This is a genomic window from Acinetobacter sp. yr461 (assembly GCF_900110445.1).
GTDB lineage: Bacteria > Pseudomonadota > Gammaproteobacteria > Pseudomonadales > Moraxellaceae > Acinetobacter > Acinetobacter calcoaceticus.
The window spans coordinates 443,381-469,506 of record NZ_FODU01000001.1 but is presented as its reverse complement, the minus strand read 5'-3'; the positions used below and the strand labels follow the sequence as shown (position 1 = coordinate 469,506).

Below are 26,126 nucleotides of genomic sequence, written 5' to 3'. Positions count from 1 at the left end.
ATATTCAGTACACAAAACAACCTTTAGTATGATCGAACCAGTGACAGTAATGACTACACATTCAAAATCCGTTTCAAAGCCAGATATCGACGACCTTAATATTAAAAGCATTCAAACTCTTGTAACACCAGCTGAGCTTAAATCAGAGTTGCCTTTATCTGATGTTGCTTCACAAACCGTTCTAAAAGGTCGCGAAACTATTCGTAATATTTTAGATGGTTCAGATAAACGTTTGTTTGTCGTTATTGGTCCTTGCTCTATTCACGACCCGAAAGCTGCTCACGAATATGCCGATCGCTTAAAAGTGCTAAGCGAAAAAGTTAAAGATTCTTTGTATTTAGTTATGCGTGTTTATTTTGAAAAACCACGTACGACAATTGGTTGGAAAGGTCTAATCAATGACCCAGACATGAATGACTCATTTAACATCGAAAAAGGTTTACGTATTGGTCGTAAACTCTTGCTTGAGTTAAATGAAAAAGGTTTGCCATGTGCAACTGAAGCACTTGACCCTAACTCTCCACAATACTACCAAGATTTAATTTCATGGTCTGCTATTGGCGCACGTACAACCGAGAGCCAAACTCACCGTGAAATGTCTTCTGGTCTATCGTCACCAGTTGGTTTTAAAAATGGTACAGACGGCGGTTTAACTGTTGCCACTAACGCCATGCAGTCTGTTAAATATGGCCATAGTTTCTTAGGCCTTAACGAAGACGGTCAGGTTTCAATTATTAATACAAATGGTAACCCTTATGCACACGTAGTCTTACGTGGCGGTAATGGTAAGCCTAACTATGATGCTGGTTCTGTTGAAGAAGCAGAAAATGCTTTAGCGAAAGCAAAAGTTAGCAATAAAATCATGATTGATGCGAGTCACGCGAACTCAAATAAAGACCCATACTTACAGCCACTTGTTCTTAAAAATATTACTGAACAAATTTTAGATGGTAATAAGTCAATTGTTGGTCTTATGGTTGAAAGTCACTTAAAAGGCGGCCGCCAAGATATTCCTGAAAACCTTTGTGACCTAGAATATGGTAAATCAGTGACTGATGGCTGTATTGACTGGGAAACCACTGAAAGAACATTGCTTGAAATGCATGAAGCTTTAAAAGACGTTTTACCAAATCGTTAATTCATCTTTTTAAGAATATCGATTAAGCCCTCATTTTTGAGGGCTTTTTATTTTAATGAAATTTCTAGATAAGCCGTAATAGTGTTTAAAAGTTTTATTATTTATAAATAAAAATAGCTTACGATAAAAGCAAAAAGTAGCACAGTTTCGCTAAGCTCAATCGCAGCTCCCACCGTATCCCCTGTAATACCATCAATACGTTTTATAAACAGATGTCTTAAATAAACAAGGCTCATTAAAAAGCCAATCACGGCGATTAGACCTTGCCATCCCCAATATAGAGACATTAATACAACTAGAGAAACTATTATCCAAGAAGCTGTTTTAGGTAAATGGTCAGTCAGAGAACGACCTAAACCTTTTTCACGAACATACGGCGTAGTTAAAAATAAAATGGATGGCACAAGGCGTCCAAGAGCAGGAACCAATATTAAAAATAGTGTTTGCTGTTGTTCAATCAGTACATAAAACAGTGCGAACTTGAGTAAACAGATAACAACTAAACTCAGTACTCCAATAGGGCCACAACTTGGATCCTTCATAATTTGCAAAGTACGCAGTTTGTCTCCAAAACCACCTACCCACGCATCTGCCGTATCTGCCAGCCCATCTAAATGCAATCCTCCTGTTAGCCAAATCCATAAAGTCATGATGAGGGCGGCAAGTAGAAGAATTGGTAATTTTGCGAACAGACATGTAATAAGAAAAAGGATGCCACCGATAATGAGTCCAACCAATGGATAAAACAAAATAGCTCGACCATTTTGTTGCGCCGTCGGCATTGTCTTTAGCTCGATCGGCAGAACAGTTAAAAATTGCAATGCGATCCAAAATGGTGTCATGTCCAAATCTCTAACTGATCTATATTTAAAAACAGTTTGAATTATGAAGAAATAAAAATGGGAATAGCAATCCCTATTCCCATTAAAGACTTCAGAAAACAGAAAATCTATTGTATTTGATAGCACTGTTTCAATTTTATATAGTCGTAGTAGAAACTAGTTGGGCTATAGCGCGCATAGTTACATGCAGACTTAAACAAAGTTTCTTTTTCGTTATAAAGCATTTTTACCAAAGTATTGCCTTGGCCATTTTGATAAATATCCCACTGTACATTGGCAGCCATAGGTGAAACCACTTCTCCACGCCATAAGCTGGTTGAGTAATTATACGTCTGGCGAAGTGGTAAAGGCTGCATCATATTATGTAAGTCTAGGCTGGTGGCCAGAGGAATAATAATTTCAGCATGGGCAAAACGTAAAACCGCTTTGTAAGGTTGGGCTTTATTCACAACAGCATCAACTTGTTGGAACATATCTTGTTTTAAGCCTTGTGCAATTTCACTCGTGACTAGATTTGACTCTGTGAAACTTGGGCCTTTTTCGTAAAAATCATTAGCATCATTAAATTCTGCATAAAATTTTGCGGCTTCAACAGGCATATATTTATCAAAATCGATACCTTTTAGCTCATCTTTCATGCCACCAGAAATTGAATAGAGCTCATACACATAAGCTGCTGCATCAACTGTACTGGCGATAGTGTTTTTACCCTTACCTTTTTCCGTAATTTGCTCACCTTTAGGCGAAGTTACGGTAAAAGACCCTGTATTACTAAAGCTATAACCCGCTGTACCCAATTTTTTAATAAAGTCTGCTTTAAAAATCGGGTTGAGTACAGCCTGAGCAGTTTTTTCAGCCTGAGTATTTTTTGATAACTCATCCAGCTTTTGTGTTAAGTCATTATTATTTTCTTCAAAATCTTGATAGGCCTGACTTGCATCATAAATTTTCTGCTGACTAGTACTGAGTGGTTGTGTTAAGTCATCATCTGCATTCAAGCTATGGAAATAAAGTTTAAAACGATCTACCCCACCATCTTCAACACTTGGAACGCTTTCACTCGATAAATTGGTATAAGAGACTGGAACAATTTTATCTTTGAGCTGCGGTTGTTGTTTAATTAATTCAGCCGTAAAGAATTTAGCACTATCTACCGCACGATCGACACCCGAACTTTGTACCGATATAGAGGCTTGCGGATTTAAAAGATTGGGTAAGCGTTGTAATAACCGATCTGCAATACCACGATGTTCTAAAATACCAGTCATGGTTTCATTTCCATAACCATACTGGCGAATGCCTTCGACCCCATAGCCTAATAATATATTGGCTTTCATCATGGCCTCTAAGTCAGCACCTAATTGCTCACCTAACGGCGTTAAGGCATTTTCTGCTTTTGCCTGCTTCCATAAATTATAAAGTGCCAAGTCATATTTGAGACTTGATAAACCTCTTGAACCATGACGCGCGACCAACTCTGTGAAAACTGGCTGGAACCCACTCGGTGCCTGTTCATAGCTTTTTATATCTTGTTGCGGCTGATAAGGCGTTTTGGTTTGATAATACTTTGATTGGGTTGTAGGTGGTGTCGTTGGTTGATCATCTTGATCGTCATTATTGTTACAAGCCACAAGCAACAATGACGCAGCAAGCAACGTCATTTTAAATAAAATATTCATGAGTCTGATAAGTGATTAATAAGAAATGCCCATAGCTTAATTTTTAGCAATGACAGTACGATTACATGACTTCAAATATCTTTATAAAAATAATAACTTACAAGTGTATAAAAATAAGAGGATTGTTATTTAAGTATAAAAGTTAATTGACCATCTTTTTCAGAAAATTCGAGAGGATATAACTTCCCAAGCTCTGCTGGCATTTTAAGTAAGTCATCTAAAGGTTGTTGCCCGGCTAAACAAGCCAATAGCTTAATGACACCTCCATGGGTAACAACCAATGCATGTTGCCAATTCTGCTTTTGCATATCTACAAGTAAATCTTGAAAACCCTTCAAAACCCTTATTTGAAACTGCGTTAACGTTTCAGCCCCAGGCGGACAATATTGACTCGGTTTTTGCCAAAAATTTGCAAGTAACTCTGGCGAGATTTCATAAATTTGCTGAGTAGAAATGCCTTCCCAGTCTCCAAAGAACATTTCTTTTAAATCATGATTTAAAAGCAAAGGCAGTTCAGTTGTTTTAGCAAGTTGCTCCGCAAAGCATGCACACCGTTTTAACGAAGAACTTACAATGACATCCCATGTCTGATTTGTGTCTTGCTCAATGGTTGACTGCATTTGATGCCAACCTTTTGGTGTTAGGTCATCATCTAAATGTCCACGTAAAGTATGACTAAACTGAGTTTCACCATGTCTGAGTAAATCAATTTTCAATTTACTCAATTTTATCTCCACTTACAGCCGCTTGAGCAAACGTTGCCATTTGATTATGTAATGCGCACGCCATTTTAACCAATGCCAAAGCAGCACCAGCTCCACTACCTTCACCTAAACGCAAATTCAGCTTTAAAATTGGCTCGGCATTGAGTTCTTGCAAAATACGTCGGTGCCCATATTCTGCCGATTGATGGCCAAATAACATCCAGTCACGTACTTTTGGGTTCATTCGTACCGCACATAAAGCGGCTACCGAACTAATAAAGCCATCCACAATCACAGGTAAGCCAATCTGAGCACATCGAATGTAAGCACCAGTTATGGCAGCAATTTCCAAGCCGCCTACAGCACTTAGGGTTTTAAATGCATCACCAATGACATGTTGATAGTGACGCTCTATTGCCTGCTCAATCACTTCAATTTTATGTCTTAACTGATCGGCACCAATTCCTGTACCTACGCCAGTTAATTGCTCAGCCGTATCATTTAATAAAAGACATGCTAAGGCAGAAGCAGAACAGGTATTTCCAATTCCCATTTCACCCGCAATATAAATATCTGCACCGTCAGCTTTAGCTGTATCTACGCTCTTTTTCCCTAACTCTAAAGCAGCACGACATTCTTCAGCATTCATTGCAACTTGTTTGGCAAAATTTGCTGTCCCTGCACGAATACAATGACGTTCAATACCGACATATTCGTATGCTTCGCCTACTGTGCCACAATCAATGACTTGCAAACGAGCTTGATGATATTTAGCAATTACACTAATTGCTGCACCACCAGTTGTGAAGTTTTGCAACATTTGGCGTGTGACAGCTTGAGGATATGCAGAGATATTTTCTTCAACAACACCATGATCGCCAGCAAAAACTGTGATCCACGGATAATTAACTTGAGGATGAGCATTGGACTGTAAACTGGCAAGTGTAATTGCAATCTGCTCTAAATCACCTAATGCACCTGTAGGTTTGGTGAGTTGGAGTTGATGTTGCTCAGCTTGTTGTTTTGCTTTCAGATTAGGTTGCTGTACAGATTCTAACCACCAGTTCATTTCACTTCTCACCTTTTAAAATCATTGGAAAACCAGCCACACAAAACATAACCTTATCTGCAATTTGTCCTAGAGCTTGATGCAGTCTTCCTGCTTCATCTACAAAACGCCGGCTAATCTCGCCTAATGGCACAACACCCAGACCAGTTTCATTACTGACTAAAATAATTTCTGATTGAAGTGTGGGTAAAACGTCTATTAGTTGCTCACACTCAAACACTTGAACGTTTTGATCATCTAAAAGTAACAAATTCGTTAGCCAGAGTGTTAAACAATCCACCAGAATGATTTGATTAGGTCGATCAATTTTTTGTAAAGTTTTTGCCAAAAATAATGGCTCTTCAACCAACGACCAGTGAGCAGGACGCTGATTTTGATGGTGTGCAATTCGGCTTTGCATTTCTGAATCAAGTGCTTGCGCAGTCGCGACATAAGTCACAGCTAATTGCATAGATATTGCCGTTTGTTCAGCCAGTCGACTTTTACCAGAACGAGCACCACCTAAAATTAGTTGCAACATGAATCACCTAAAAATAAATGCTGATATGGATATAACTTACCTTGTAAAGTTTGAGCCTGATAATAACCAAACGTCAAATGCTCAATTTTAAGTTCAAATTCAGCGTGCTTATATTGTACAGGTAATTCAGAAATTTTTTGCAAAATCAAATCACTATTATAATTTTCTTTATATAGACCCAAGGTGATATGTGGGCAATAATCTAAAGCCGCAATTTCATTAGAAACCGTGCCTAGCTTTTGTCGTATTAGAGATAAGATATTTCCGGCATCTTGAATTTCTACAAATAAAGCACTACTAAAACTATCAACTGCTCTAATTTTTAATTCAAATGATGCAAAATTCTTTTTTCTTAAAATTTCTATCTGCTGCTCAAACTCACTAAAGCTAAAGTCATCTTTATAAGCTTTAGATTCATCAGTCAAAAAGCCACATATAAACAATGTGACATGATATTGGCGGCTATTGAGTTCTAATAAAAAATCTGAAAAATGTGCGCGCAATCCATCTAAATAATCAACTAATTTTTGATCATTAATTTCCAGATACCATAAAGCATAATTTTGACGCCCAAGGTGCCATTCCGGATAGTCCCGTATAGATGTTGGCACCATGGATGTCGAAGGTTTTAGCAGCACAGCTTTAATTCAAAATGATTCAATTTTTGTATTAAAGCATGTTTGCCTTTTAATTGTAGAGTCTTAATTCATTGAACGAATTTAAGCATATTGAGTACGCGTAGTTTTGGAGTTAATAATATTCATGTTCAAAGGTTGCTTGCCTTGTTCAGAAAATAAATATTGAATTAATTGTGTCAACTCAACTTCCAGATGTCTTTTCTGAACTGTACTCATGTCCAAGTTCTGAATTTGTTGCTGCAAATGTTTAATCGCATCATTCTCATCAATTTCTAAAAATTGAATTGCATAGGCATAACCTAAAGCGGCGCCTTTTAATAAGTTTTTATAGGGTAAATCATGACCTATATTCACCACAATTGATGCTATTACCCGTTCATTGTGACCCAGTTTACGTAGCGGATCTCGCGCAACACGCTGACATGGATCTTTAAATGCATATTCACATGAATCTAGAAAACTCTGCGCAAGTCGATCTAAATCTTTTGCATAGTTAGGTAATACGATTGCAAGTCCTTGCTTTACTTCTGTAATTAAATTCTCTGCAAATGCTTTAACAGAACTATCGCCCATAGCAACACCAATAGAATCATAATCCAGTAAAGATGCATACCAAGCAAGCATCGCGTGTACGCCGTTCCACAGTCGATTTTTGATTAATTGAATATCTGTAATCTGCTCAACCAACACAACTTGGCGCAATTTTTCGACTAAAGGGCTACCTTTTTCTACATAAATTGGCATATCAGTTTCGCTATTGAACAAGATTAGATCCATACTTTGTAATATATGTCCCGGCTGAAAATTACGACGCATATTATCTACATATAAAGATGCCTGATTTTGCTGATCTTGGGTCAGTTTATTGCAATCTTCAATTTCGACCTGCTCCTCTTGTTCTACATCAGATAAGTGCTGTTCAAGAAAATGATGCTTAATACGAAGCTGACGATATAGATTTTGATTAGACAATTTTGAAACCATACGGTTTACAACGGTGTCGCAAAAGTAATGTTCTTTTAAAATATGCTCCGTCACGTCCTCATCATTAGTTATTTCTAAAAGTGCTTCTCTAAGATGCTTCATCACCAAATATTTTGCGCCAACTTTATTTAAAATAATTAAAAAAGTTAACGGTTCTATACATGTTTCAAGTGCCGAGTTAAAACGAGCGTATAAGCCTTTTGCAATCGTTTTTGCCTCAGCTTCGATGGCTTGTTCTGGTAAGCACAGTGCGATCAAACTCGAATGGGTATACATCTCTAACATTTGCTGTTCATTGTCAGAATCAACAATTGTCATATTTTCAATGCGTTCATCATAAGAAAACTGTCCATAGCGAATACTATAAGTTCCAAACGCATTTACAGCTTCACGGAATAGACTATTACGCGTAGAAGCAATAATACGTCTTGGTTTTGTGTATCCATCCCAGTGCGACAAAATTTGCGCTATATAGCCGCCCCCAATAGCACCGAAACCATGTATCCCAACCGTCAGTTGATTCAGGCTTTGCGGAAAAGGTTCTTGTACTTGTGGCATATCCATAACAGGAATAAATTGATCGAGATCTGTTAAGAAGTCATACATCTGATCGTAATAAAAATCGGCTTTTTCCAACATTTCATCATTTGGTTCTTTAATATCTTTTAATAAAATCGTTAGACCTTCCGATGAGTGAGCTGATGTTAAACCATTTTCAGAATCTTCAAACATTAAACATTGGTTAGCATCTAAATGAAGTTGACTTGCTGCCTTGAGAAATATTTCAGGATGAGGCTTTCCATTTTGTACTTCATCCCCACAAGTAATTACATCAAAAAATTTATAAACATTCGCATTAATTAAATATTCTTCGGCAATTGCTCTACGACTTGAAGTAGCTACAGCCATTCTTAAACCTGATTTTCTTAAACGTTCTAAAACTTGAACCAAACCTTTTTTGATAGGAACGCCGTGTTTTCGTATATGTTCAAGCTCCATCTCATCGGCTCTTTTTCGTATCTGTTTATATGGAACATTCACACCATACAAACGTTGAGCTAATTGTTCAGCAGTAGTTGCACTTAAACCTAAACATTGCATTAAATATTCGTGTGAAAATTCCTGTCCAATGAGTTCTTGAGATGCTTGTTGCAATGTTTGAAACCGCAATCTCTCAGTATCAAACATTGTCCCATCCATATCAAAAATTGCTCCATGAACAGGTTTTCCATGAAAAATAAGCACGCTTTTACCTCTTTTTTTGATCATGTTTTATTCAGGGTATACAAAAAATTGGCTAAAAAGGCAGGATGTTAATAAATGAAACACTAGTGGTTATTTTTTAATCAAAAATATAAGTGATCTGTTACTGAGCAGAGTTGAAACTCTAAAAAGGTTGAACTATATAAATAAGTATGAAACTAACTTTAAATGCAAGAGTAGCAAGCCATCCTCGCTTGCTACTCTTGGTTTATTCTTTTTATTGCGCTGATAGTATTTATTTTTCTTAGTTCCATTTACCGCTGCTTGAACCCGCATATTTTTATAATGTCTTGCAGGTGTCACATACCAGAAATCAACCCGCCTTTCGCTGCTCTTCTTATTTGAGCTTCTGGTATAACTCTAAATTTCATTAGAAAATGAGCATCAATCTTCTCCCCCTTATCGGGACTAGGACTACATCGCCATTAACAATAATGATAATCATTTTCATTTAACAATTCAAGCTTTTTTGCAATTGTTTATACTTCTCTCTTTTTTGAAAAATAAAGAAGGATCCGCAATGAGCTATACCTCTCAACAAAGTATTTTCTCAATGTAGATAAAAATAATGATTAGTTCTTAGAGTATTCCTCTAAACTTTTCTTACTGATCAAGTACATCAACAAATTGAGCATTTAAAAGCTGTGCTAAATCTTTAGGATTTAAACCAATATCCAGCCCTCTTTTTCCGCCACTGACATAAATTTTGCTAAAGTTTTGAGCAGATGCATCAATGACAGTTTTTAAACGCTTTTTTTGACCTAAAGGACTAATCCCTCCTACCAAATATCCCGTTAAACGTTCGGCATCTTTAGGATTAGCCATCTGTAATTTTTTACATCCAAACGCCGTAGCTACTTTTTTTAAATTTAATTGGTGATTAACTGGCAAGACAGCAACAAAATAATTCTTATCGTCACTTACCATTAGAGTTTTAAATACTTCTTTTACATCCAAATCTAATTTTTCAGCTGCTTCTAATCCAAAACTTTTGGCATTTGAATCATGTTCATATTCATGAATAGAAAATTCAATTTTATTACTTTTTAACAATCTACATGCAGGAGTCATAATAAGTGGTGTTATAGATGAAATTGTTTTGATTATAGTTTTTTTAAAAAATTTTTTAAATTTGCTTAGGCTATTTACAAGAGTTACATAAAAATTCAATCAGCAACTGAAGAAAAAATAATCTCAACTTGATATTCGCTGCTCGACTCCATATATTTTATTTAGATTTGAAGTCTGAGCTGGCAATTTTATGAGTTATAAACACAACAATCTGATGGCTATGCGTCACCGTTTTTGGGATGAATCTTCAGATTCTGTATTAAATGAAAAGCAGTTTTTGCAGCAGACGTTAATTGAACAAGGTATTTTTAATAACGCAACTCTTGATGATGTTAAGTACTTCTTTTATACCCTGCCTAGCATCATTATCGTAAAAGCTCATGCACTTGGTTTCATGCATGATTCAGTCAAACAAATGTTATTGCAACATATTCAGAATAATCGCCTGCATTTGATGCAGAAATCTGAATTAAAGATTCAATTTAAAATGTAATCCATTTTGTTATCAAAGGTCCGTTTTATCTTAGTTTTACTCATCTGAATGCTCTTAATTTCTCAAATTTATAAATTGCTTAGGCTATTTAATAGTTAATGAAATAAAGATGGCGATTTCGACCTATCATTCAGTCTGAGAGAACTATTTTAATACGCTCAAAACATGTAATATTCGTTACAATTTTAGATCACAGCGTTTGGCTGCATGATGCGCATAGGATTCTATTTTCATGTCAAATCAGAAAGATAAGCTTAAGAGTTTAAAAACTTCTTCCATGGATCGACGCTTATCAATCGCGAAAGCTTCTTTACTTGCAGGAACACGTTGGGCAACTGCAAGTGCTTCTTCTATTTTTTCTAATGAGGAAGACAAAGAAAAGAAACGTAAAAAAGCGATGAGCGAACAAGCTAATTATCTGGTTTCTGAAATAGGTAAACTTAAGGGTTCTATTGTTAAAATTGGGCAAATGATGGCCCTTTATGGTGAACATTTTTTACCAGAAGAGATTACACAAGCATTAAATACCCTAAATAACCAAACTGTTGCTTTAGATTGGCCTGCAATTAAGCCACATCTACAAGAACAACTGGGCGCTAAGCTAAATGATTTAACGATTGATCATGAGCCAATTGGTACCGCCTCTCTCGCACAAGTACACCGTGCAACACGTAAATCAGATGGCTTGGAATTAGTTCTAAAAATTCAATATCCAGGTGTTGCGAACGCAATTGATTCAGATATGAGCTTGTTTAAAAACATGCTTAAACTGACACGAATGGTGCCACAAACCCGTGAATTTGATCAGTGGTTTGATGAAGTGCGTGAGATGATGCATCGTGAAGTGGACTATGATGTTGAAGCTGCCACTACTCGTCGCTTCGGTGAACGCTTAAAAGATGACGAGCGTTATATTGTTCCGACGATTGTAGATGAATATTGCACAAACCAAGTACTCTGCATGACTTTCGAACGCGGTGTTCCAATTAATAGCCCTGTGATGTTGTCTTTGCCTCAAGAGCGTCGTAATCAGCTTGGTGAAGCTTCACTAGAAATTGCTGTTCGTGAAATTTTTGAATGGGGCGAAATGCAAACAGATCCTAATTTCGGTAACTACCTTGTCCGTTTAGGTAATGGCCAAGATGTTCAGGATAAGATTGTATTATTAGACTTTGGCGCTATCCGTCAGTTTGATGACCACTTGTTATCGGTTGCCCGCAACTTAATTCAGGCAGGTTATCAGCATGATAAACATGCGATGGTACAAGCAATGACTGGATATGAATTTTTTGATGCAATGCCTGAAAGTATTAAACCAGGCATGGCCGATGTCTTTTTACTCGCAACAGAAGCATTTAGTACCCCTGCAAATAATCCAGATATGCCCGCTGGCCTAATGGATGAACATGAACGTTATGACTGGAAGAAAAGTCAGTTACATAGCCGTGTTATGCAGCAAGCAAGTAAATCAATGGCATCACGTTATTTCTCAGTACCTCCAAAAGAATTTATGTTTATTAGCCGTAAATTTATTGGGGCATATACATTTATGACGGTTATTGATGCAAAAACAAATGTACGTCGTATGATTCGTAACTTCGCTTAATTTAGTGAACGACTAGAATGATTCCATGTCATTCTAGTCAATACCGCGCCAAACACCTCACAATAAAATTATTTTTAATAAATAAAATCATATACTTAAAATACGTTTATTTTTCACCTACCATTTATCCACTCATTTTTTGAATGTCAGTAACGACATAGTCTTTTACTATAATGCGTGTCAGCATAAAACAATAACAACGTGTTAGGACACCATAATCATGACAAGTATGATCAATAAAGCTCAGGGTTTGGGTTTATCGCTGATCACAAAATTGGCTGGAAGCGATGTACTTGATCAACTCAAGTTACGCAAATTTGTTGAAAAATCCCTATATCAAGGTTCAAAAGCTGGTTTTAAAGCATTAAGCCAGACTCAAAAAGCATTTAAACCGAAACAAATCTCTCAACAGCGATTGCCTCAACAACAAAAAACTCTGTTTGATTTAAGCCTAACTGAAGAACAACAAATGACCTCTGATGCAATGTCTCAATTTGCTCAAGAAGTTTTATTAGGGTTAGCTCATGATGCTGATCAGACTGCCCAGTTTCCAGAAAGCCTTTGGCAATATGTAGAAGATCTAGGTCTTAATTACTATGCTCTTCCAGAAGCATTAGGCGGTGTAGCAACCGAACAAAATATTGTAAGTAACTTATTGATTGCTGAAAAATTGGCTGAAGGCGATTTTAGCATTACAGCGGGATTACTCAGTACATTTAGCGTCATTAATGCAATTACACGTTGGGGTTCTGCCGAAGTTCAGTCGATGTACTTACCTTGTTTTGCAGAAGACTCAGACATTACAGCAACCTTTGCTGTACAAGAAGCAACTCCAGCATTTAATCCTTATGTATTAAAAACCAAAGCATCACTTGAAAATGATCAATTCTATATTGATGGTGAAAAAACGCTTGTTATTTTAGGTGATCTGGCCGATGTATTTTTAGTAAGTGCGGACTTTAATGGCAAGCCAGATATATTTGTAGTGCAATGCAACGATAGTATTTCTATCAAAAATACGCCTGCTATGGGCCTTAAAGCGACAGAAACAGCAACTTTACGCTTTAATCACACTCCTGCTCTACGCATAGGTGCAACAGACTTTAATTACACTGCTTTCTTAGATCTGGGAAATTTAATGTGGTGTGCAATGGCTGTTGGTACTTGTGACGCTGTAAAAGCCTATTGTATTAAATATGCCAATGAACGAACTGCTTTCGGAGAGCCGATTTCTCACCGCCAAAGTGTCGCTTTCATGATTGCAGATATGGCAATTGAAATTGACGCAATGCGTATGCTGGTTTTAAACGCAGCAAGCCTTGCAGAATCAGGCAAGCCATTTCACCGTGAAGCCTACCTTGCTCGTTTACTTTGTGCTGAAAAGTCCATGAAAATTGGTACAGATGGTGTGCAAATTCTTGGTGGACATGGTTTCACAAAAGAACATCCCGTAGAACGTTGGTATCGTGATTTACGAGCTACTGCAATTTTACATTCTGGCTTACATGCATAACTGATGATCAGAGGATAATACAATGAACTTACAAAATCCTAAAAAATTCAAAATGATGATTGATCAGGCACATGATGTTGCGATCAATGTTTTACGTCCTATTTCTCGTAAATATGATAAAGCTGAGCATGCTTATCCAAAAGAGCTCGATATGTTAGCTTCACTCATTGATGGTATGAACGAAGGTGGCGAAGGCATTAATGCAGGCGCTGCCGTTGGTAAAAAACGTGGTGAAGTTGAAACAGGCAATAAAAATGGTAATAACATTTCAACTGCGCTTGGCGTAATTGAAATGTGTTATGGCGATGCAGGCATGATGCTAACAATGCCACGTCAAGGACTTGGAAATTCTGCAATTGCTGCTGTTGCCAATGACGAACAGCTTGAACGCTTCAAAAATACTTGGGCGGCAATGGCTATCACAGAACCAGGTTGTGGTTCTGATTCAGCAGCGATTCGTACCACAGCAACCAAAGATGGCGATGAATATATCATCAATGGCGAAAAAATCTTTGTAACGTGTGGTGAGCGTGCTGACTCTGTTGTCGTTTGGGCGACTTTAGATAAAAAACTGGGTCGTGCTGCGATTAAATCTTTTGTTGTACCTAAAGGTACACCGGGCATGAAAGTTGAACGCTTAGAATATAAATTGGGCATTAAAGTATCAGATACTGCCGTGATCAGTTTTATTGACTGTCGCGTTCCTGCTGCTAACCTTCTAGGTAATCCTGAAATTGATGTGGCTAAAGGTTTTGCAGGGGTGATGGAAACTTTTGACAACACTCGTCCATTAGTCGCAGCGATGGCGATTGGTTGTGCGAAAGCCTCTTTAGAACGTATTAAAGAGATTTTTAAAGATCAACTCGATGCTGACTATAAAACACCGTACTTACAAGCCTCTAATCTTGCTGCTCAAATCTATCGTATGGAAGCTGAATGGGAAGCTGCACGTTTGCTAACACTAAAAGCTTGCTGGATGGCAGATAACAGAAAGCCAAACTCAAAAGAAGCGTCGATTGCGAAAGCCAAAGCTGGCCGTGTGGGTAACGAGATTACTTTAAAATGTGTCGAACTGGCTGCAAGCATGGGCTATAACGAAGATGAGTTACTTGAAAAATGGGCACGTGATTCGAAAATTCTTGATATCTTTGAAGGTACTCAGCAAATCCAGCAATTGATCATTGCCCGCCGAGAACTTGATAAATCTTCTAGCGAACTAAAATAATAATTAAGGGAAATTTTTCCCTTCTTTTATTAGCTATCTATGTCAAAACTTAAAAGCCCTCTAGTCTAATAACTAGAGGACTTCGTATTTCAGGAATTAATGTTTTTATTTATTCAGCAGTTGTACTTTCTAACGTTTTATCAACTACACCAAATTTCTTAAAGATTTTTGCACGACGCTTTGATGAAATATTTGCTTTGTTTAAATCACCTTTATAGTGATCAAAAACGCGTTTATCCATTATTTTAAACCACAATGAAGGGATTAATGCCGGTAATAACATACTTGCGTAACCGCTTGGTAGTTCAGGTGCTTCATCAAAATGACGCAATGCCTGGAATGGACGAGTCGGATAAGCATGATGGTCTGAATGACGCTGCAACTGGTACAAGAATAAGTTTGTTACTACGTTATTGTTGTTCCAGCTATGCTCAGGCATTGTGCGCTCATAATTACCATCAGCTTTTTTCTGACGCAATAAACCATAGTGCTCAATATAGTTAATAATTTCGAAAAGACTAATACCATAAAAAGCTTGAGTCGCTAAATATGGAATTGTACCTTTACCAAAGATTCCAATCATGGAGCCATGAAAAGCAGCGGTCATTCCCCAGCCTTGTAATAATTCATTATCTGAAGACCAAAATTCTTTACCTTTACGTTTTAAACGATTTTTTTCAATTTCTATTGCAGACTTAAAAGAACCAACAACAGTACGTGGCCAGAACTCATAGAATGTTTCACCCATACGTGATGAAGCTGGATCTTCTGGTGTTGCTGCACGCTTATGATGACCGTAAGGATGCTCAATACGGAAATGGTTATAACCTGTAGGAACTAAAGCAAGATGAGACAGAATATGGTCTATACGGTCATGCTTATGACTTAACTCATGGGCTGTATTAATCGCAATACCATTGATTGCACCCATTGAGATACCAAGTAAAATCTTATCAATAAAAGATGTCGTTTTACGACTTGTTAAATAACATGCATAAACATTTGCAGCGTACTGTAGAGGAATAAAGCTCTTCACAAGACGAGAATAATATGGATCTTTTTCTAAAAGCTTAATTTCTTCATCTGTCGGATTTCGAGCATCTTTCCCAATAATAGTATCAATTGCTGGAATCACGACATGTAATAAAAGTGGACCACCTAAAGCAAAGACTTTCTTTAAAGGGCGTGGACCAAACTGATAACCTGCTAAAATACCTAAACCGATAGCAGGTAAAGCAGGACTAATCATCCATAAAAAGCGTTTGCGATCTATTTCACGCATAGACGCAGGCACTGGCATAAGTTCTTGCTGAACATTTACTGGTGCATTCATAGCTATATTTCCTTTTTCTATATGTCTATATAGTTAAAGAAATAGTGTTTAGTTAACAGTAGTAACCGTCCAAAAAACCTATGTTAAAGTCTTTGGCATTTTCTTCCACTTTTCTGTCCTAAAAACACATGTTGATCTATTCTTATAGCTCACTATAATTTTATTAAAATAATGATTGATCATTTAAATATGGATGCACTAAGTAAATTTTTTGATGATATTCACCTTAATAAGTCTGAATACATCTATTTAAAAGCGCAAGGAGAATGGGCTTTTAAAACACAAGATCAATCTGCTCTACTTGCTTATATTGTTTTAACTGGTTCAGTATATATACAACTTAATGCTTCAGAAAAAATAACTGCGACTGCTGGTGATATTATTTTAATTCCTTCGGGGAAAGCACATAGTGCAACTGACTCAAAATCAACAGCGAGTAAGTTGGTAGATTATCTGGATATTACTTCGCTTTTTAACGGTCACAGACAAGATGCAATCGAGTTTGGTACTTCATCTCCAGATAATACATTATTGCTATGTTTACGCTGCCAAATCGATACTCATATGGCTGGGCCACTTATTAATGCACTGCCATCCATCATGCATATTCAGCATGAAAATCAGACCAACCCACCTGAATGGCTACAAATTGGACTCTATTTTCTCGCAATCGAAACTCAAAAAATCAGGCCGGGTCATGACAAAATTATTGATCATTTAGTCAGTATTTTGCTCATTGAATGTATCCGTGATCATATTCAACAAATGACAGATCAACAAAACTGGTTAAGTGCCTTAACTCATCCTGAACTGAGCAATGCACTATCTGCTATTCATAGCCAGCCTGAAGTCACATGGACAGTTGAATCTTTAGCTGAACAATGCTGTATGTCACGTTCTAAGTTTGCAAACTTATTTAGCAGTATTATTGGTGAACCGCCTCTAACTTACTTACAGCATTATCGTTTCCGTTTAGCAAGTCAGTATTTACGCACAAGCAACTTATCAATTCAACAAATATCAAATAAGGTCGGCTACTCATCTGAAACAGCATTTAGTCAGGCATTTAAACGAATTTTTGATTTATCTCCTAAACAATATAGACAGCAATATATTGGACACAGCTTAGATTAACTGCCAATAAAAAAAGCGCCGAGGCGCTTTTTTTATTGAATCAAATTATTATTTAATTTTCGCATGTGATTTTAAATATTGACTGTAATCTTCTAATATTTGTTGACCACGCGATTGACGATAAAGTTGCTTTAACTGCTGTAACTGATCAGCAGGAATAGCATTCGCAGCAGATGAATTTACATTTGAAACTGCAACAACAACCAGCTCATTTGGTAAATTCGCTGTTGAAACAGACCACATACCTGGCTTAGGTGTAGCTGCACTAAATGCTGCACGCTCAATTTCACGCTTTAATCCTTGTGAACGACTAAATACGCCAGCCGATTCAAATGCTACTTTATTTTTAGCAACAACTTGATCTGCTGGTTGAGTTTTAAATTCAGCCAACATTGTAGCAATTTTTGCTTGAACAGCTTTACGCGCTTTTTCATCGATAACTTTTGCTTTCGCTTCATTCATCGCTTGTGCTAAAGGTTTTACACCAGCAGCATGATAATCACGTACTTTAACCCATACCGTATCACCATTCGCTAATTGAATATTAGATGATGTATTACGGTCACCATTTTTCACGTCATCATTAAACAATTTAATTTTAACGTTTGGATCACTTAAATATGGATTTTGTGTAGCTAAAGTTACGCCATTTAATGATTCAACTTTTGTACCTTTTACTTCTTGCACAACAGCTTCTAAAGAATCATTACCAACAATCGTTTCATTTAAACCATTTACGGTATCTGAATAAACAGTCGCAACTTTATTCTTTTCAACTTCAGCAGTTAAACGCGCCTTCTCTGCTTCGAATGAAGGAATTTGATTAGCTTGAGTTTCTGCCTCAATAATATGATAACCATATTGAGTTTTTACTGGTTGAGAAATTTGTCCATTTTTTAAGCTCACTACAGTTTTATCAAACGCATCGGAAAAAACACCCGGTGCATATGCTTCAACTAAACCGCCTTTTGTTTTCGAACTTGGATCTTCAGAGAACTGAGATGCAGCTTGTGCAAATGTAAGACCGCCTTGAATTTTCGCATATACTTCTTTAGCAAGTTTTTGAGCTGCTGCATCATCACGAGCATCGGTAGTAATTAAAATATGCTTCACAGTCCGTTTAGCATCTTTTTTCTGAGTTTCAACGAACTTGCTATATGCTTGCTGAAGTTCAGCTTCAGTTGCAGGAGCTGGTTTAGCCATCAGTGATGGAGACACAACAACATAATCCACGTCAACAGAAGCCTGTTGTTTAAACTCATTTTGGTGTTTGTTGTAATAATCTGTAGCTTCTTGATTAGATGCAGTTAAACCAGTTTTATAACCATCTAATTTAATGCTAGCCAAATGTAATGTACGTTGTTCAGTTTGCAAATTCGCAATTTGCATTAAATCAACTTTACTTACTAAAGAGTAATCAGAAAAAGTTGAAGTTAGCATTTTTAAAGCATGATCTTGACGAAGGCTAGATATTAAGCCCTGACTTGTCATACCAATAGAACGTAAATAATTTTCATAGAGTTTTTGCGAGAATTGTCCATTCTCTTGCAAACTAGGCTGCTGAGCTAACATCTGCTCAATTTGAGTATCACTCAGTGAAATACCTAGTTTTTCAGCTTGTTGAATTAGTAAATTACGTGACATTAAAATATCGAGTGCTTTAGCCTGAATAACAGGCAAATTAAGTAAACTCTCATCACCTTTAACAGCAGCTAAATATTGTTCTTTGTAAGACTGAGTTAAAGTTTCAAGGTCTTTTTTAGATATTTCTTGGCCATTTACTGTCTTTGCAACATCAGCCTTGTTTCCCCTATTAAAATATCCTTCAATACCTACAAGTGCTAAAGGGGTCAAAAACAAAATTAGAAGGACTTTGCCGAGCCAACCCTTAATGACTGTACGAAACGATTCCATAAGTATTCCAATATTTTATTTCGAGGCGAATTTTAACTGAAAAACCACAATCAATGAATGAGCAATATTGGTCAATTCAGATTTTTAATAAAAAACGCGCCTATATTGGCGCGTTTAATCATCTTAAAAGATTAAGCTACTGAATCTTTAAGACCTTTACCAGCTTTGAAGCTAGGTACTTTTGTTGCTTTAATTTGAAGCTCTTCACCAGTTTTAGGGTTACGACCAGTACGTGCAGCACGTTCTTTAACACTGAAAGTACCAAAACCAACTAAAGTTACTGTGTCACCTTTTTTAAGTGCTTCAGTAATTGACGCAATTGTCGCATCGAGTGCCTTGCCTGCATCAGTCTTAGATACTCCCCCTTTTTCAGCAATTGCATCGATTAATTCTGATTTATTCATGAATAAAACATCCTCTTAATATCGTTTGTTTAAGGTCCAAGGCTATAGTTTAAAAGGCCATGACGCCTTTATAGCAATGCTTTGGGGGAAAACGCAATACTAGAGCAGGGCTTTTAGCGAAAATAAATGCTAAAAAACTGTTATATATTTGCTAAATCCCAACATTTTTTACTTTTTATTCAATTTTTCTTTCAACTGCTGGTTTTCTTCTATTAAAGCATCCACCTTAATATGAAGCTGTACCAAGAGCTGTTCAATGTGCTGTAAATCCTTCGGAGTCACCAATCCAATCCGGTTTAAAGAATGGTTAACACTGGTATCAAGAATTTTTTCTACTTTATCTTTTGTTTCAGATACAGATTCTTTTGCTTTTTCTGTGACCTTACCAACAGTAGTGTCTGCTAAGTCTCCAGTTTTAGATTCTAGCTCTTCACCTACCTTAACCAAAGAGTCAAATAGCTTATTACCTTCTTCTTCTGCGCGTGAAAAAGCCCCTAGCCCTGCTAACCAAATTTGCTTGGTATACTTTCTAAAATCCAAAGCCGATTTCCTTGAACCTCTTGATTTTAATTTGTTTTTTTCTTCTGACTCTTCTGTCGGGGTATCTATATTTGTATTATCCATTGATCTAAGCTCCTAATCAGATGAGAGAGATGATGACTGATTTGACCACAAAATATTTCTATAATATCAAAGTAAAGACTTGATCCATTTACAAAACTGTTCTACAAAGCAATTAAGTCGTGTAAATATATTTAACAGGACATTTATTAAAGTTTGGGATAGGATGTCCCATTCTTCGGTTAATTGCTATTTGTAAGGATAAACTTTTATGAGTGAAACGCAACAAAGACAAAAACATCCCCGTCTGTTGCTGAATATTGTTCTAATTATTTTAGAAACTTTCTTTTCATTTATTCTCACCCACGATGGTGTTCTTCGCTTGCAAGCGAAAAAGTTTATTTCAAACAAAACAACTATTCGTATCAATAGCTACCTTCCTTTTTTTGACTTTTATGTTCAATTTACAGAAAAGGGTTTGTTGTTCGATATCCATTCTTTTGACCGACGTATTGATCTTGAAATCAATAGTACGCTTATCGATTTGATTAAGATTTTCGCTTTTTCAAATCAGCGTAGTCTTAAGAACATGCGTATTGATGGTGATGAAGAAACGAAAAAAGAGTTATTAGATTTAATTTCTCATCTTACTCTGCCTAAACTTTTAGCTGACTGGAAGCAATGGTTTAACACACCAGATGATGAAGCTGAGACCCTTGCTTCACATAAACGAATTGCTCCATTGCTTGAAAAAATTGATCAACAACGTTCAGAAATCAATTCACTTCATGTGGAAATCAAACAATATCAAAATCGAATTACTCGCTTACAACAACGTCAACGCAACATTAACTTAGGCTTTGGTATAATTAGCCTGATATTTATTGTTTTTTTCATATATAATTTGTGGGTTGCTTAAATTATTTTTCTATTTTGTTCCTGCACTTGAATTAAAAATAAAAAAACTTGACTATTTTAGTCGGGATTCATAAAATCCTATTATCTAGTCTTAACATGTGTATCGAATCATGCGCCTTACAACTCGCGGTCGCTACGCAGTGACTGCTCTACTTGATTTAGCTTTGCAGCCAACTGAACAAACGATCACGCTCGCCGAAATTGCCGCACGTCAATCTATTTCAGTTGCTTACTTAGAGCAGTTATTCGCTAAACTTAAGCGTCATGGGTTAGTTTCTAGTGTCCGTGGTGCAAATGGTGGTTATCATTTGGCTCGAAACGCTGATGAAATTACTGTGTTAGAAATTATTGAAGCCGTAAATGAAACCGTTGATGCAACACGTTGCGACCACAAAGCTAACTGCCAAAATGGTGCAATGTGTCTTACTCACGATTTATGGCAAGAACTCTCTCATCATATTGCCGACTATTTAGCAAAAATCTCTCTTGCCGACCTCATTAGCCGAGACAACGTTCAAACTGTTGCATTGCGCCAAAATGTGACTGGCACAGATTCAGCTCTTTTATCGGGTACAGGTATTTGATATGAAACGTCCAATTTATCTTGATTACGCAGCAACCACTCCAGTAGATCCGCAAGTTGCAGAACGTATGATGGAGTGTTTAACTTTCGACGGTACCTTTGGTAATGCTGCATCTCGTTCCCACGCTTATGGCTGGCAGGCAGAAGAAAAAGTTGAATATGCACGTGAGCAAGTCGCAAATTTAATTAAAGCCGATCCACGTGAAATCGTTTGGACTTCTGGTGCTACCGAATCAGACAACCTTGCCCTAAAAGGTGTAGCTCAATTTTATGCTTCTAAAGGCAAACACATTATTACAAGTAAAATTGAACACAAAGCTGTTCTAGATCCTTGTCGTGAATTAGAAGAACAAGGTTTTGAAATTACTTATTTAGAACCAGAACCACAAACAGGTTTAATTACCCCAGAAATGGTAAAAGCTGCACTTCGTCCTGATACTGTCCTTGTTTCTCTTATGATGGTAAACAACGAAATCGGTACAGTTACAGATGTAGCAGCAATTGGTGAGTTAACACGTGCCAATAAAACCTTCTTTCATGTAGATGCTGCTCAAGCTGCTGGTAAAGTTGAAATCGATTTATCTACCATGAAAATTGATCTTATGAGTTTCTCTGCTCATAAAATTTATGGTCCAAAAGGTATCGGTGCATTATATGTACGTCGTAGCCCACGTGTTCGTTTAAAAGCACAAATTCATGGCGGTGGTCATGAACGTGGTATGCGCTCTGGTACTTTAGCAACTCACCAAATTGTTGGTATGGGTGAAGCTTTTGAACTTGCTGGCAAAAGACTGCATGCAGAACAAGAACGCATTCGTAAACTACGTGACAAACTTTGGAATGGTTTACAAGGCCTTGAGCAGGTTTTCTTAAACGGCCATCCAACTCAAAACGTTGCTAACTATTTAAACGTCAGCTTTAACTTTGTTGAAGGTGAATCTTTAATGATGGCACTTAAAGATGCTGCTGTATCAAGTGGTTCTGCTTGTACTTCTGCAACTTTAGAGCCTTCATACGTTCTTCGCGCATTAGGTTTATCTGATGAGCTAGCGCACAGCTCTATCCGCTTCAGTTTTGGTAAATACACAACTGAAGAAGACATTGATCATGTGCTTACAATTACCAAAGCCGCTGTTGAGAAATTACGTGAACTTTCTCCGCTTTGGGATATGTATAAAGAAGGTATCGATCTTTCTACAGTTGAATGGGCTGAACACTAATTCATTGAAATTAGTATTTTTACCCTCATATTAATATTAGGCTGACCCCGAGGTTTGGAGAAGCGACATGGCTTATAGCGAAAAGGTAATTGATCATTACGAAAATCCACGTAATGTTGGTGTTTTAGATAAAAACTCTGAAAATGTTGGTACAGGTATGGTCGGTGCACCTGCGTGTGGTGACGTAATGCGTTTACAAATCCAAGTAAACGATAACGGTGTAATCGAAGAAGCACGTTTTAAAACTTATGGTTGTGGTTCTGCAATCGCATCAAGTTCTCTTGTAACCGAATGGTTAAAAGGTAAGACTCTTGATGAAGCTCAAACCATCAAGAATATTGATATTGCGACTGAGCTTGCACTTCCACCAGTAAAAGTTCACTGTTCTGTACTAGCTGAAGATGCGATTAAAGCTGCGATTGAAGATTACCGCACTAAAAAATCTAAAGCGTAATTTGTTACCATTGTAAACGTTGGAGTTTTCATGATTCATTTAACTGAAAATGCTGCGACTCATATTAGCAATTACCTTAAAAATCGAGGTAAGGGTGAAGGCATTCGCGTGGGTGTGAAAACTTCTGGTTGTTCTGGATTGGCCTATGTTCTTGAGTTTGTAGACTCTATTGATGAACATGACCAAGTTTTCGAACAATTTGGCGTTAAGGTATTTGTAGATCCAAAAAGCTCAGTGTATTTAGAGGGCTTAGAAATGGACTACGTTAAAAATGGCCTTAATGAAGGGTTCGAATTTAACAATCCTAATAAAAAAGGTGAATGTGGCTGTGGTGAATCTTTCACGGTCTAAGCTTTCTCCTTTCATCTCTCATTAAAACAGTGTCTTTTTATAGCACTGTTTTAATGTATTTAATTAATGTGGACCTCATTTCCAATGAATCATTTTGAGTTGTTCAATTTACCCGTAGCACTCGATATCGATTTGGCGAGCTTAAAATCTAGTTTCTTGAATTTGCAGCAGCAGTATCATCCAGATAAAGCTGAAGATAAAGATCAGGCGTTGATCAAATCAAGTGAAATCAATCAAGCTTTTAAAACTTTGTCGCAAGTAGATAGCCGCGCTGCTTATCTTTTGTCACTCAAAAAGCAAGATCACCACCTTGATCAATCCATTAGCGATTTTGAGTTCTTACAATCAGCTTTAGAAATTCGTGAACAACTTGATGAAGCAACTTCACAAGAGCATCTGACCACACTTAAACAAGAAGTGTTTCAATGGATGGATGGCCTAGTTCGCGAATTTAAAATTGATTACGCAGATGAGGACTGGGGCGAAGCTCGAGATACTGTACGTAAATTACGTTTCTTTCAGCGCGTTCTTAACGACATTGAAAAAGCAGAAGATCAAATGTTGGATGACGAAGACAACTTTGATTTAGACGACGATTTTTAATTTTGCTTTTTCCAAATTATATTCAAGGGATTTAACTCATGGCACTTTTGCAAATTGCTGAACCGGGTCAATCCAGTGCCCCACATCAACACCGCATTGCGATTGGTATCGACCTAGGAACAACACATTCTTTAGTTGCGACAGTGTTATCAGGCAAACCTAAAGTACTCAATGACGAAAAAGAAAGAAGACTCCTTCCTTCTATTGTGCACTATGGAAATGATGCAACTCACTATGGTGAAGAAGCAAAGCCTTTCCTTATTGCCGATCCTAAAAATACAATTGTTTCTGTAAAACGTTTTATGGGTCGTTCAAAGGCAGATATTAAGTTTCAGCACCCCTATGAGTTAGTGGGTTCTGAAAATGAAATGCCAGCTTTTGAAACACGTGCAGGGCGAAAAACACCAGTTGAAATTTCTGCTGAAATTTTAAAGCAATTAAAAGACCGTGCTGAAGCTAGCTTACAAAATCCAATAAATGGCGCAGTGATTACTGTTCCAGCCTATTTTGATGAAGCTCAGCGACAAGCAACACGTGATGCTGCCCAGCTTGCTGGCTTAAATGTATTACGTTTATTAAACGAGCCAACTGCTGCTGCTGTCGCTTATGGTTTAGACCAAGAAACTAATTTAGCTACAGATCATAACTATGTAATTTATGATTTAGGTGGTGGTACTTTCGACGTATCAATCTTGCGTTTCTCACAAGGTGTCTTTGAAGTATTAGCTACAGGTGGCCACACTGCTTTAGGCGGTGATGACTTAGATCGTCTCATTGTTAAATGGGCTAAAAAGCAGCTTAATATCGATACTCTTAACGATGAAACTTATGCAGTATTTATTGTTGCTGCTCGTCAAGCAAAAGAACAACTATCTAAACAAGAATCAGTTCAGTTAAAACTACTTGAAAACGCACTAACACTTGATCGTCCAACTTTTGAAAGCATTATTCAAGTTGCTTTAGATAAAACAATCAGTGTTTGTAAACGCGTTTTACGTGATGCGAAACTTGAGTTAACTGATATTCAGAATGTTGTTTTAGTTGGTGGCTCTACCCGTTCTTATGCTGTTCAACAAGCAGTTCGTAATGTATTTAATCAAGAACCACTTTGTACGATCAATCCTGATGAAGTAGTTGCAATTGGTGCTTCCATTACTGCAAACCAATTAATTGGAAACAGTCAAGACGGCTCATTACTTTTAGATGTCACTCCTCTTTCACTTGGCTTAGAAACTATGGGTGGATTAGTAGAGCGTCTTATTTCACGTAATACCGCTATTCCAGTCGCTCGTCGTCAAGAATTCACTACTTATCAAGATGGTCAAACTGCCATGCTTATTCATGTGGTTCAAGGTGAACGAGATTTGGTAGAGCATTGCCGTTCATTAGGAAGATTTGTCCTTCACGGCATTCCTCCAATGACTGCTGGTCAAGCACGCATTGAAGTTACCTTTCAGGTAGATGCTGATGGTTTACTTACAGTTTCAGCTCGCGAAACCACTTCTGGTGTACAAGCTCAAATTGATATTAAGCCATCTTACGGCCTATCGGAATCTGACACTGAACGCTTATTAATTGAAGGTTTCCAGCACGCAGAAGAAGATAAAAATCTGCGTCATTTAAAAGAAACCAAAGTTGAAGCACAACGCGAACTTGAAGCTTTAGAGCAAGCTCTCAAAGTTGATGCTGATTTACTCAATGATAAGCAGCTTGAAGCACTTAAAACTGCTGAAAATTTGCTAAAAGTACAGCTTGAAGGCAATGATATTCAAGCAATTGAAAAAGCTGTAGAACAACTTAAAGTACATAGTGATGCTTTTGCCGCACTACGTATGAATCGACATATTGACCACGCCTTAAAAGGTACAAAACTTGAAGATTGGTCAAATTCAAACTAAAGGTATAG

25 protein-coding genes are annotated in these 26,126 nt (G+C 37.2%); 13 read left to right on the top strand and 12 right to left on the bottom strand.

The window, feature by feature from the left end; genetic code table 11:
- The first annotated feature begins 28 nt into the window (after positions 1-28).
- Positions 29-1,138 carry a 3-deoxy-7-phosphoheptulonate synthase gene (locus BMW38_RS02270; RefSeq protein ID WP_092705640.1) on the top strand — a complete coding sequence of 370 codons (1,110 nt, stop codon included), beginning with the start codon at positions 29-31 and terminating at the stop codon, positions 1,136-1,138.
- A 101-nt stretch (positions 1,139-1,239) separates the two neighbouring features.
- Here BMW38_RS02270 and BMW38_RS02265 read toward each other — a convergent pair whose 3' ends face one another.
- The 8 genes from BMW38_RS02265 to ybaK form a co-directional block, all read right to left on the bottom strand.
- Positions 1,240-1,980, bottom strand: coding sequence for an adenosylcobinamide-GDP ribazoletransferase (locus BMW38_RS02265; RefSeq protein WP_092705639.1), 741 nt, complete (start codon positions 1,978-1,980; stop codon positions 1,240-1,242).
- A gap of 107 nt (positions 1,981-2,087) precedes the next feature.
- Positions 2,088-3,659, bottom strand: a complete 1,572-nt coding sequence (locus tag BMW38_RS02260; protein ID WP_092705638.1) for a histidine-type phosphatase — start codon at positions 3,657-3,659, stop codon at positions 2,088-2,090.
- 125 nt (positions 3,660-3,784) lie between these two features.
- Positions 3,785-4,384, bottom strand: a complete 600-nt coding sequence (locus BMW38_RS02255) for a histidine phosphatase family protein (protein WP_092705637.1) — start codon at positions 4,382-4,384, stop codon at positions 3,785-3,787.
- Complete coding sequence (gene cobT / locus BMW38_RS02250) at positions 4,377-5,432, bottom strand: nicotinate-nucleotide--dimethylbenzimidazole phosphoribosyltransferase (protein ID WP_092705636.1); 1,056 nt, start codon at positions 5,430-5,432, stop codon at positions 4,377-4,379. Before cobT ends, BMW38_RS02255 begins: the two co-directional genes overlap by 8 nt.
- A 1-nt stretch (position 5,433) precedes the next feature.
- Positions 5,434-5,952 carry a bifunctional adenosylcobinamide kinase/adenosylcobinamide-phosphate guanylyltransferase gene (gene cobU, locus BMW38_RS02245; RefSeq protein WP_092705635.1) on the bottom strand — a complete coding sequence of 173 codons (519 nt, stop codon included), beginning with the start codon at positions 5,950-5,952 and terminating at the stop codon, positions 5,434-5,436.
- On the bottom strand, positions 5,940-6,566 hold the full coding sequence (locus BMW38_RS02240) for a 2'-5' RNA ligase family protein (protein ID WP_092705634.1): 627 nt from the start codon (positions 6,564-6,566) through the stop codon (positions 5,940-5,942). Before BMW38_RS02240 ends, cobU begins: the two co-directional genes overlap by 13 nt.
- 105 nt (positions 6,567-6,671) lie before the next feature.
- Positions 6,672-8,819, bottom strand: coding sequence for a bifunctional mannitol-1-phosphate dehydrogenase/phosphatase (locus BMW38_RS02235; protein ID WP_213031083.1), 2,148 nt, complete (start codon positions 8,817-8,819; stop codon positions 6,672-6,674).
- Between the two features lie 621 nt (positions 8,820-9,440).
- Positions 9,441-9,908 (bottom strand): Cys-tRNA(Pro) deacylase, encoded by a 468-nt coding sequence (ybaK, locus tag BMW38_RS02225; RefSeq protein WP_004642683.1) that lies wholly within the window; start codon positions 9,906-9,908, stop codon positions 9,441-9,443.
- A gap of 190 nt (positions 9,909-10,098) precedes the next feature.
- On the opposite strand from ybaK, the gene BMW38_RS02220 reads away from it, so the two are divergent.
- The 4 genes from BMW38_RS02220 to BMW38_RS02205 all read left to right on the top strand — a co-directional run bounded on the left by BMW38_RS02220 (position 10,099) and on the right by BMW38_RS02205 (position 14,745).
- The gene (locus tag BMW38_RS02220; protein WP_005047401.1) at positions 10,099-10,401 is read left to right on the top strand and encodes a hypothetical protein; all 303 of its coding nucleotides are present in this window, start codon (positions 10,099-10,101) and stop codon (positions 10,399-10,401) included.
- Between the two features lie 232 nt (positions 10,402-10,633).
- Entirely contained in the window at positions 10,634-12,007 is a 1,374-nt protein-coding gene (locus BMW38_RS02215) for an ABC1 kinase family protein (RefSeq protein ID WP_092705633.1), read from the top strand.
- A 229-nt stretch (positions 12,008-12,236) separates the two neighbouring features.
- A complete protein-coding gene (locus BMW38_RS02210) occupies positions 12,237-13,520 on the top strand; it encodes an acyl-CoA dehydrogenase family protein (RefSeq protein WP_170834029.1) in 1,284 nt (427 codons plus the stop codon).
- Positions 13,521-13,542: 22 nt separating this feature from the next.
- Positions 13,543-14,745: an acyl-CoA dehydrogenase family protein gene (locus BMW38_RS02205; protein WP_092705631.1), complete on the top strand. Its 1,203-nt coding sequence runs from the start codon at positions 13,543-13,545 to the stop codon at positions 14,743-14,745.
- 109 nt (positions 14,746-14,854) lie between these two features.
- Here BMW38_RS02205 and BMW38_RS02200 read toward each other — a convergent pair whose 3' ends face one another.
- Complete coding sequence (locus BMW38_RS02200; protein ID WP_092705630.1) at positions 14,855-16,078, bottom strand: alkane 1-monooxygenase; 1,224 nt, start codon at positions 16,076-16,078, stop codon at positions 14,855-14,857.
- Between the two features lie 171 nt (positions 16,079-16,249).
- Between BMW38_RS02200 and BMW38_RS02195 the strand changes: the two genes are divergently transcribed.
- On the top strand, positions 16,250-17,212 hold the full coding sequence (locus tag BMW38_RS02195) for an AraC family transcriptional regulator (protein WP_092705629.1): 963 nt from the start codon (positions 16,250-16,252) through the stop codon (positions 17,210-17,212).
- A 48-nt stretch (positions 17,213-17,260) separates the two neighbouring features.
- On the opposite strand, the gene BMW38_RS02190 is transcribed toward BMW38_RS02195, so the two are convergent.
- The 3 genes from BMW38_RS02190 to BMW38_RS02180 all read right to left on the bottom strand — a co-directional run bounded on the left by BMW38_RS02190 (position 17,261) and on the right by BMW38_RS02180 (position 20,154).
- Positions 17,261-19,126, bottom strand: coding sequence for a SurA N-terminal domain-containing protein (locus BMW38_RS02190; RefSeq protein WP_092705628.1), 1,866 nt, complete (start codon positions 19,124-19,126; stop codon positions 17,261-17,263).
- Positions 19,127-19,257: 131 nt separating this feature from the next.
- On the bottom strand, positions 19,258-19,530 hold the full coding sequence (locus BMW38_RS02185) for an HU family DNA-binding protein (RefSeq protein WP_001043034.1): 273 nt from the start codon (positions 19,528-19,530) through the stop codon (positions 19,258-19,260).
- Positions 19,531-19,698: 168 nt separating this feature from the next.
- On the bottom strand, positions 19,699-20,154 hold the full coding sequence (locus tag BMW38_RS02180; RefSeq protein WP_092705627.1) for a phasin family protein: 456 nt from the start codon (positions 20,152-20,154) through the stop codon (positions 19,699-19,701).
- A 208-nt stretch (positions 20,155-20,362) separates the two neighbouring features.
- Between BMW38_RS02180 and BMW38_RS02175 the strand changes: the two genes are divergently transcribed.
- The 7 genes from BMW38_RS02175 to hscA all read left to right on the top strand — a co-directional run bounded on the left by BMW38_RS02175 (position 20,363) and on the right by hscA (position 26,118).
- On the top strand, positions 20,363-21,010 hold the full coding sequence (locus tag BMW38_RS02175) for a hypothetical protein (protein WP_092705626.1): 648 nt from the start codon (positions 20,363-20,365) through the stop codon (positions 21,008-21,010).
- Between the two features lie 109 nt (positions 21,011-21,119).
- Positions 21,120-21,593, top strand: coding sequence for an Rrf2 family transcriptional regulator (locus BMW38_RS02170; protein WP_003651563.1), 474 nt, complete (start codon positions 21,120-21,122; stop codon positions 21,591-21,593).
- A gap of 1 nt (position 21,594) precedes the next feature.
- Entirely contained in the window at positions 21,595-22,812 is a 1,218-nt protein-coding gene (locus BMW38_RS02165) for an IscS subfamily cysteine desulfurase (RefSeq protein WP_005041010.1), read from the top strand.
- Positions 22,813-22,879: 67 nt separating this feature from the next.
- Positions 22,880-23,266 (top strand): Fe-S cluster assembly scaffold IscU, encoded by a 387-nt coding sequence (iscU, locus tag BMW38_RS02160; RefSeq protein WP_003651560.1) that lies wholly within the window; start codon positions 22,880-22,882, stop codon positions 23,264-23,266.
- A gap of 30 nt (positions 23,267-23,296) precedes the next feature.
- Positions 23,297-23,617, top strand: a complete 321-nt coding sequence (gene iscA, locus BMW38_RS02155) for an iron-sulfur cluster assembly protein IscA (protein ID WP_003651558.1) — start codon at positions 23,297-23,299, stop codon at positions 23,615-23,617.
- Positions 23,618-23,701: 84 nt separating this feature from the next.
- Positions 23,702-24,220: a Fe-S protein assembly co-chaperone HscB gene (gene hscB, locus BMW38_RS02150; RefSeq protein WP_003651556.1), complete on the top strand. Its 519-nt coding sequence runs from the start codon at positions 23,702-23,704 to the stop codon at positions 24,218-24,220.
- A 38-nt stretch (positions 24,221-24,258) separates the two neighbouring features.
- Complete coding sequence (gene hscA / locus BMW38_RS02145) at positions 24,259-26,118, top strand: Fe-S protein assembly chaperone HscA (RefSeq protein ID WP_092705625.1); 1,860 nt, start codon at positions 24,259-24,261, stop codon at positions 26,116-26,118.
- Positions 26,119-26,126 lie beyond the last annotated feature (8 nt).

What these genes read in the sequence shown, in the direction of transcription:
- cobT (WP_092705636.1), bottom strand. Translation starts at nt 5,432, where the DNA reads ATGAACTGGTGGTTAGAATCTGTACAGCAACCTAATCTGAAAGCAAAA.
- iscU (WP_003651560.1), top strand. Translation starts at nt 22,880, where the DNA reads ATGGCTTATAGCGAAAAGGTAATTGATCATTACGAAAATCCACGTAAT.
- ybaK (WP_004642683.1), bottom strand. Translation starts at nt 9,908, where the DNA reads ATGACTCCTGCATGTAGATTGTTAAAAAGTAATAAAATTGAATTTTCT.
- cobU (WP_092705635.1), bottom strand. Translation starts at nt 5,952, where the DNA reads ATGTTGCAACTAATTTTAGGTGGTGCTCGTTCTGGTAAAAGTCGACTG.
- BMW38_RS02170 (WP_003651563.1), top strand. Translation starts at nt 21,120, where the DNA reads ATGCGCCTTACAACTCGCGGTCGCTACGCAGTGACTGCTCTACTTGAT.
- BMW38_RS02240 (WP_092705634.1), bottom strand. Translation starts at nt 6,566, where the DNA reads ATGGTGCCAACATCTATACGGGACTATCCGGAATGGCACCTTGGGCGT.
- BMW38_RS02185 (WP_001043034.1), bottom strand. Translation starts at nt 19,530, where the DNA reads ATGAATAAATCAGAATTAATCGATGCAATTGCTGAAAAAGGGGGAGTA.
- BMW38_RS02220 (WP_005047401.1), top strand. Translation starts at nt 10,099, where the DNA reads ATGAGTTATAAACACAACAATCTGATGGCTATGCGTCACCGTTTTTGG.
- BMW38_RS02270 (WP_092705640.1), top strand. Translation starts at nt 29, where the DNA reads ATGATCGAACCAGTGACAGTAATGACTACACATTCAAAATCCGTTTCA.
- BMW38_RS02175 (WP_092705626.1), top strand. Translation starts at nt 20,363, where the DNA reads ATGAGTGAAACGCAACAAAGACAAAAACATCCCCGTCTGTTGCTGAAT.
- BMW38_RS02180 (WP_092705627.1), bottom strand. Translation starts at nt 20,154, where the DNA reads ATGGATAATACAAATATAGATACCCCGACAGAAGAGTCAGAAGAAAAA.
- BMW38_RS02195 (WP_092705629.1), top strand. Translation starts at nt 16,250, where the DNA reads ATGATTGATCATTTAAATATGGATGCACTAAGTAAATTTTTTGATGAT.
- hscB (WP_003651556.1), top strand. Translation starts at nt 23,702, where the DNA reads ATGAATCATTTTGAGTTGTTCAATTTACCCGTAGCACTCGATATCGAT.
- BMW38_RS02265 (WP_092705639.1), bottom strand. Translation starts at nt 1,980, where the DNA reads ATGACACCATTTTGGATCGCATTGCAATTTTTAACTGTTCTGCCGATC.
- BMW38_RS02190 (WP_092705628.1), bottom strand. Translation starts at nt 19,126, where the DNA reads ATGGAATCGTTTCGTACAGTCATTAAGGGTTGGCTCGGCAAAGTCCTT.
- BMW38_RS02210 (WP_170834029.1), top strand. Translation starts at nt 12,237, where the DNA reads ATGATCAATAAAGCTCAGGGTTTGGGTTTATCGCTGATCACAAAATTG.
- BMW38_RS02260 (WP_092705638.1), bottom strand. Translation starts at nt 3,659, where the DNA reads ATGAATATTTTATTTAAAATGACGTTGCTTGCTGCGTCATTGTTGCTT.
- iscA (WP_003651558.1), top strand. Translation starts at nt 23,297, where the DNA reads ATGATTCATTTAACTGAAAATGCTGCGACTCATATTAGCAATTACCTT.
- BMW38_RS02200 (WP_092705630.1), bottom strand. Translation starts at nt 16,078, where the DNA reads ATGAATGCACCAGTAAATGTTCAGCAAGAACTTATGCCAGTGCCTGCG.
- BMW38_RS02165 (WP_005041010.1), top strand. Translation starts at nt 21,595, where the DNA reads ATGAAACGTCCAATTTATCTTGATTACGCAGCAACCACTCCAGTAGAT.
- BMW38_RS02205 (WP_092705631.1), top strand. Translation starts at nt 13,543, where the DNA reads ATGAACTTACAAAATCCTAAAAAATTCAAAATGATGATTGATCAGGCA.
- BMW38_RS02215 (WP_092705633.1), top strand. Translation starts at nt 10,634, where the DNA reads ATGTCAAATCAGAAAGATAAGCTTAAGAGTTTAAAAACTTCTTCCATG.
- hscA (WP_092705625.1), top strand. Translation starts at nt 24,259, where the DNA reads ATGGCACTTTTGCAAATTGCTGAACCGGGTCAATCCAGTGCCCCACAT.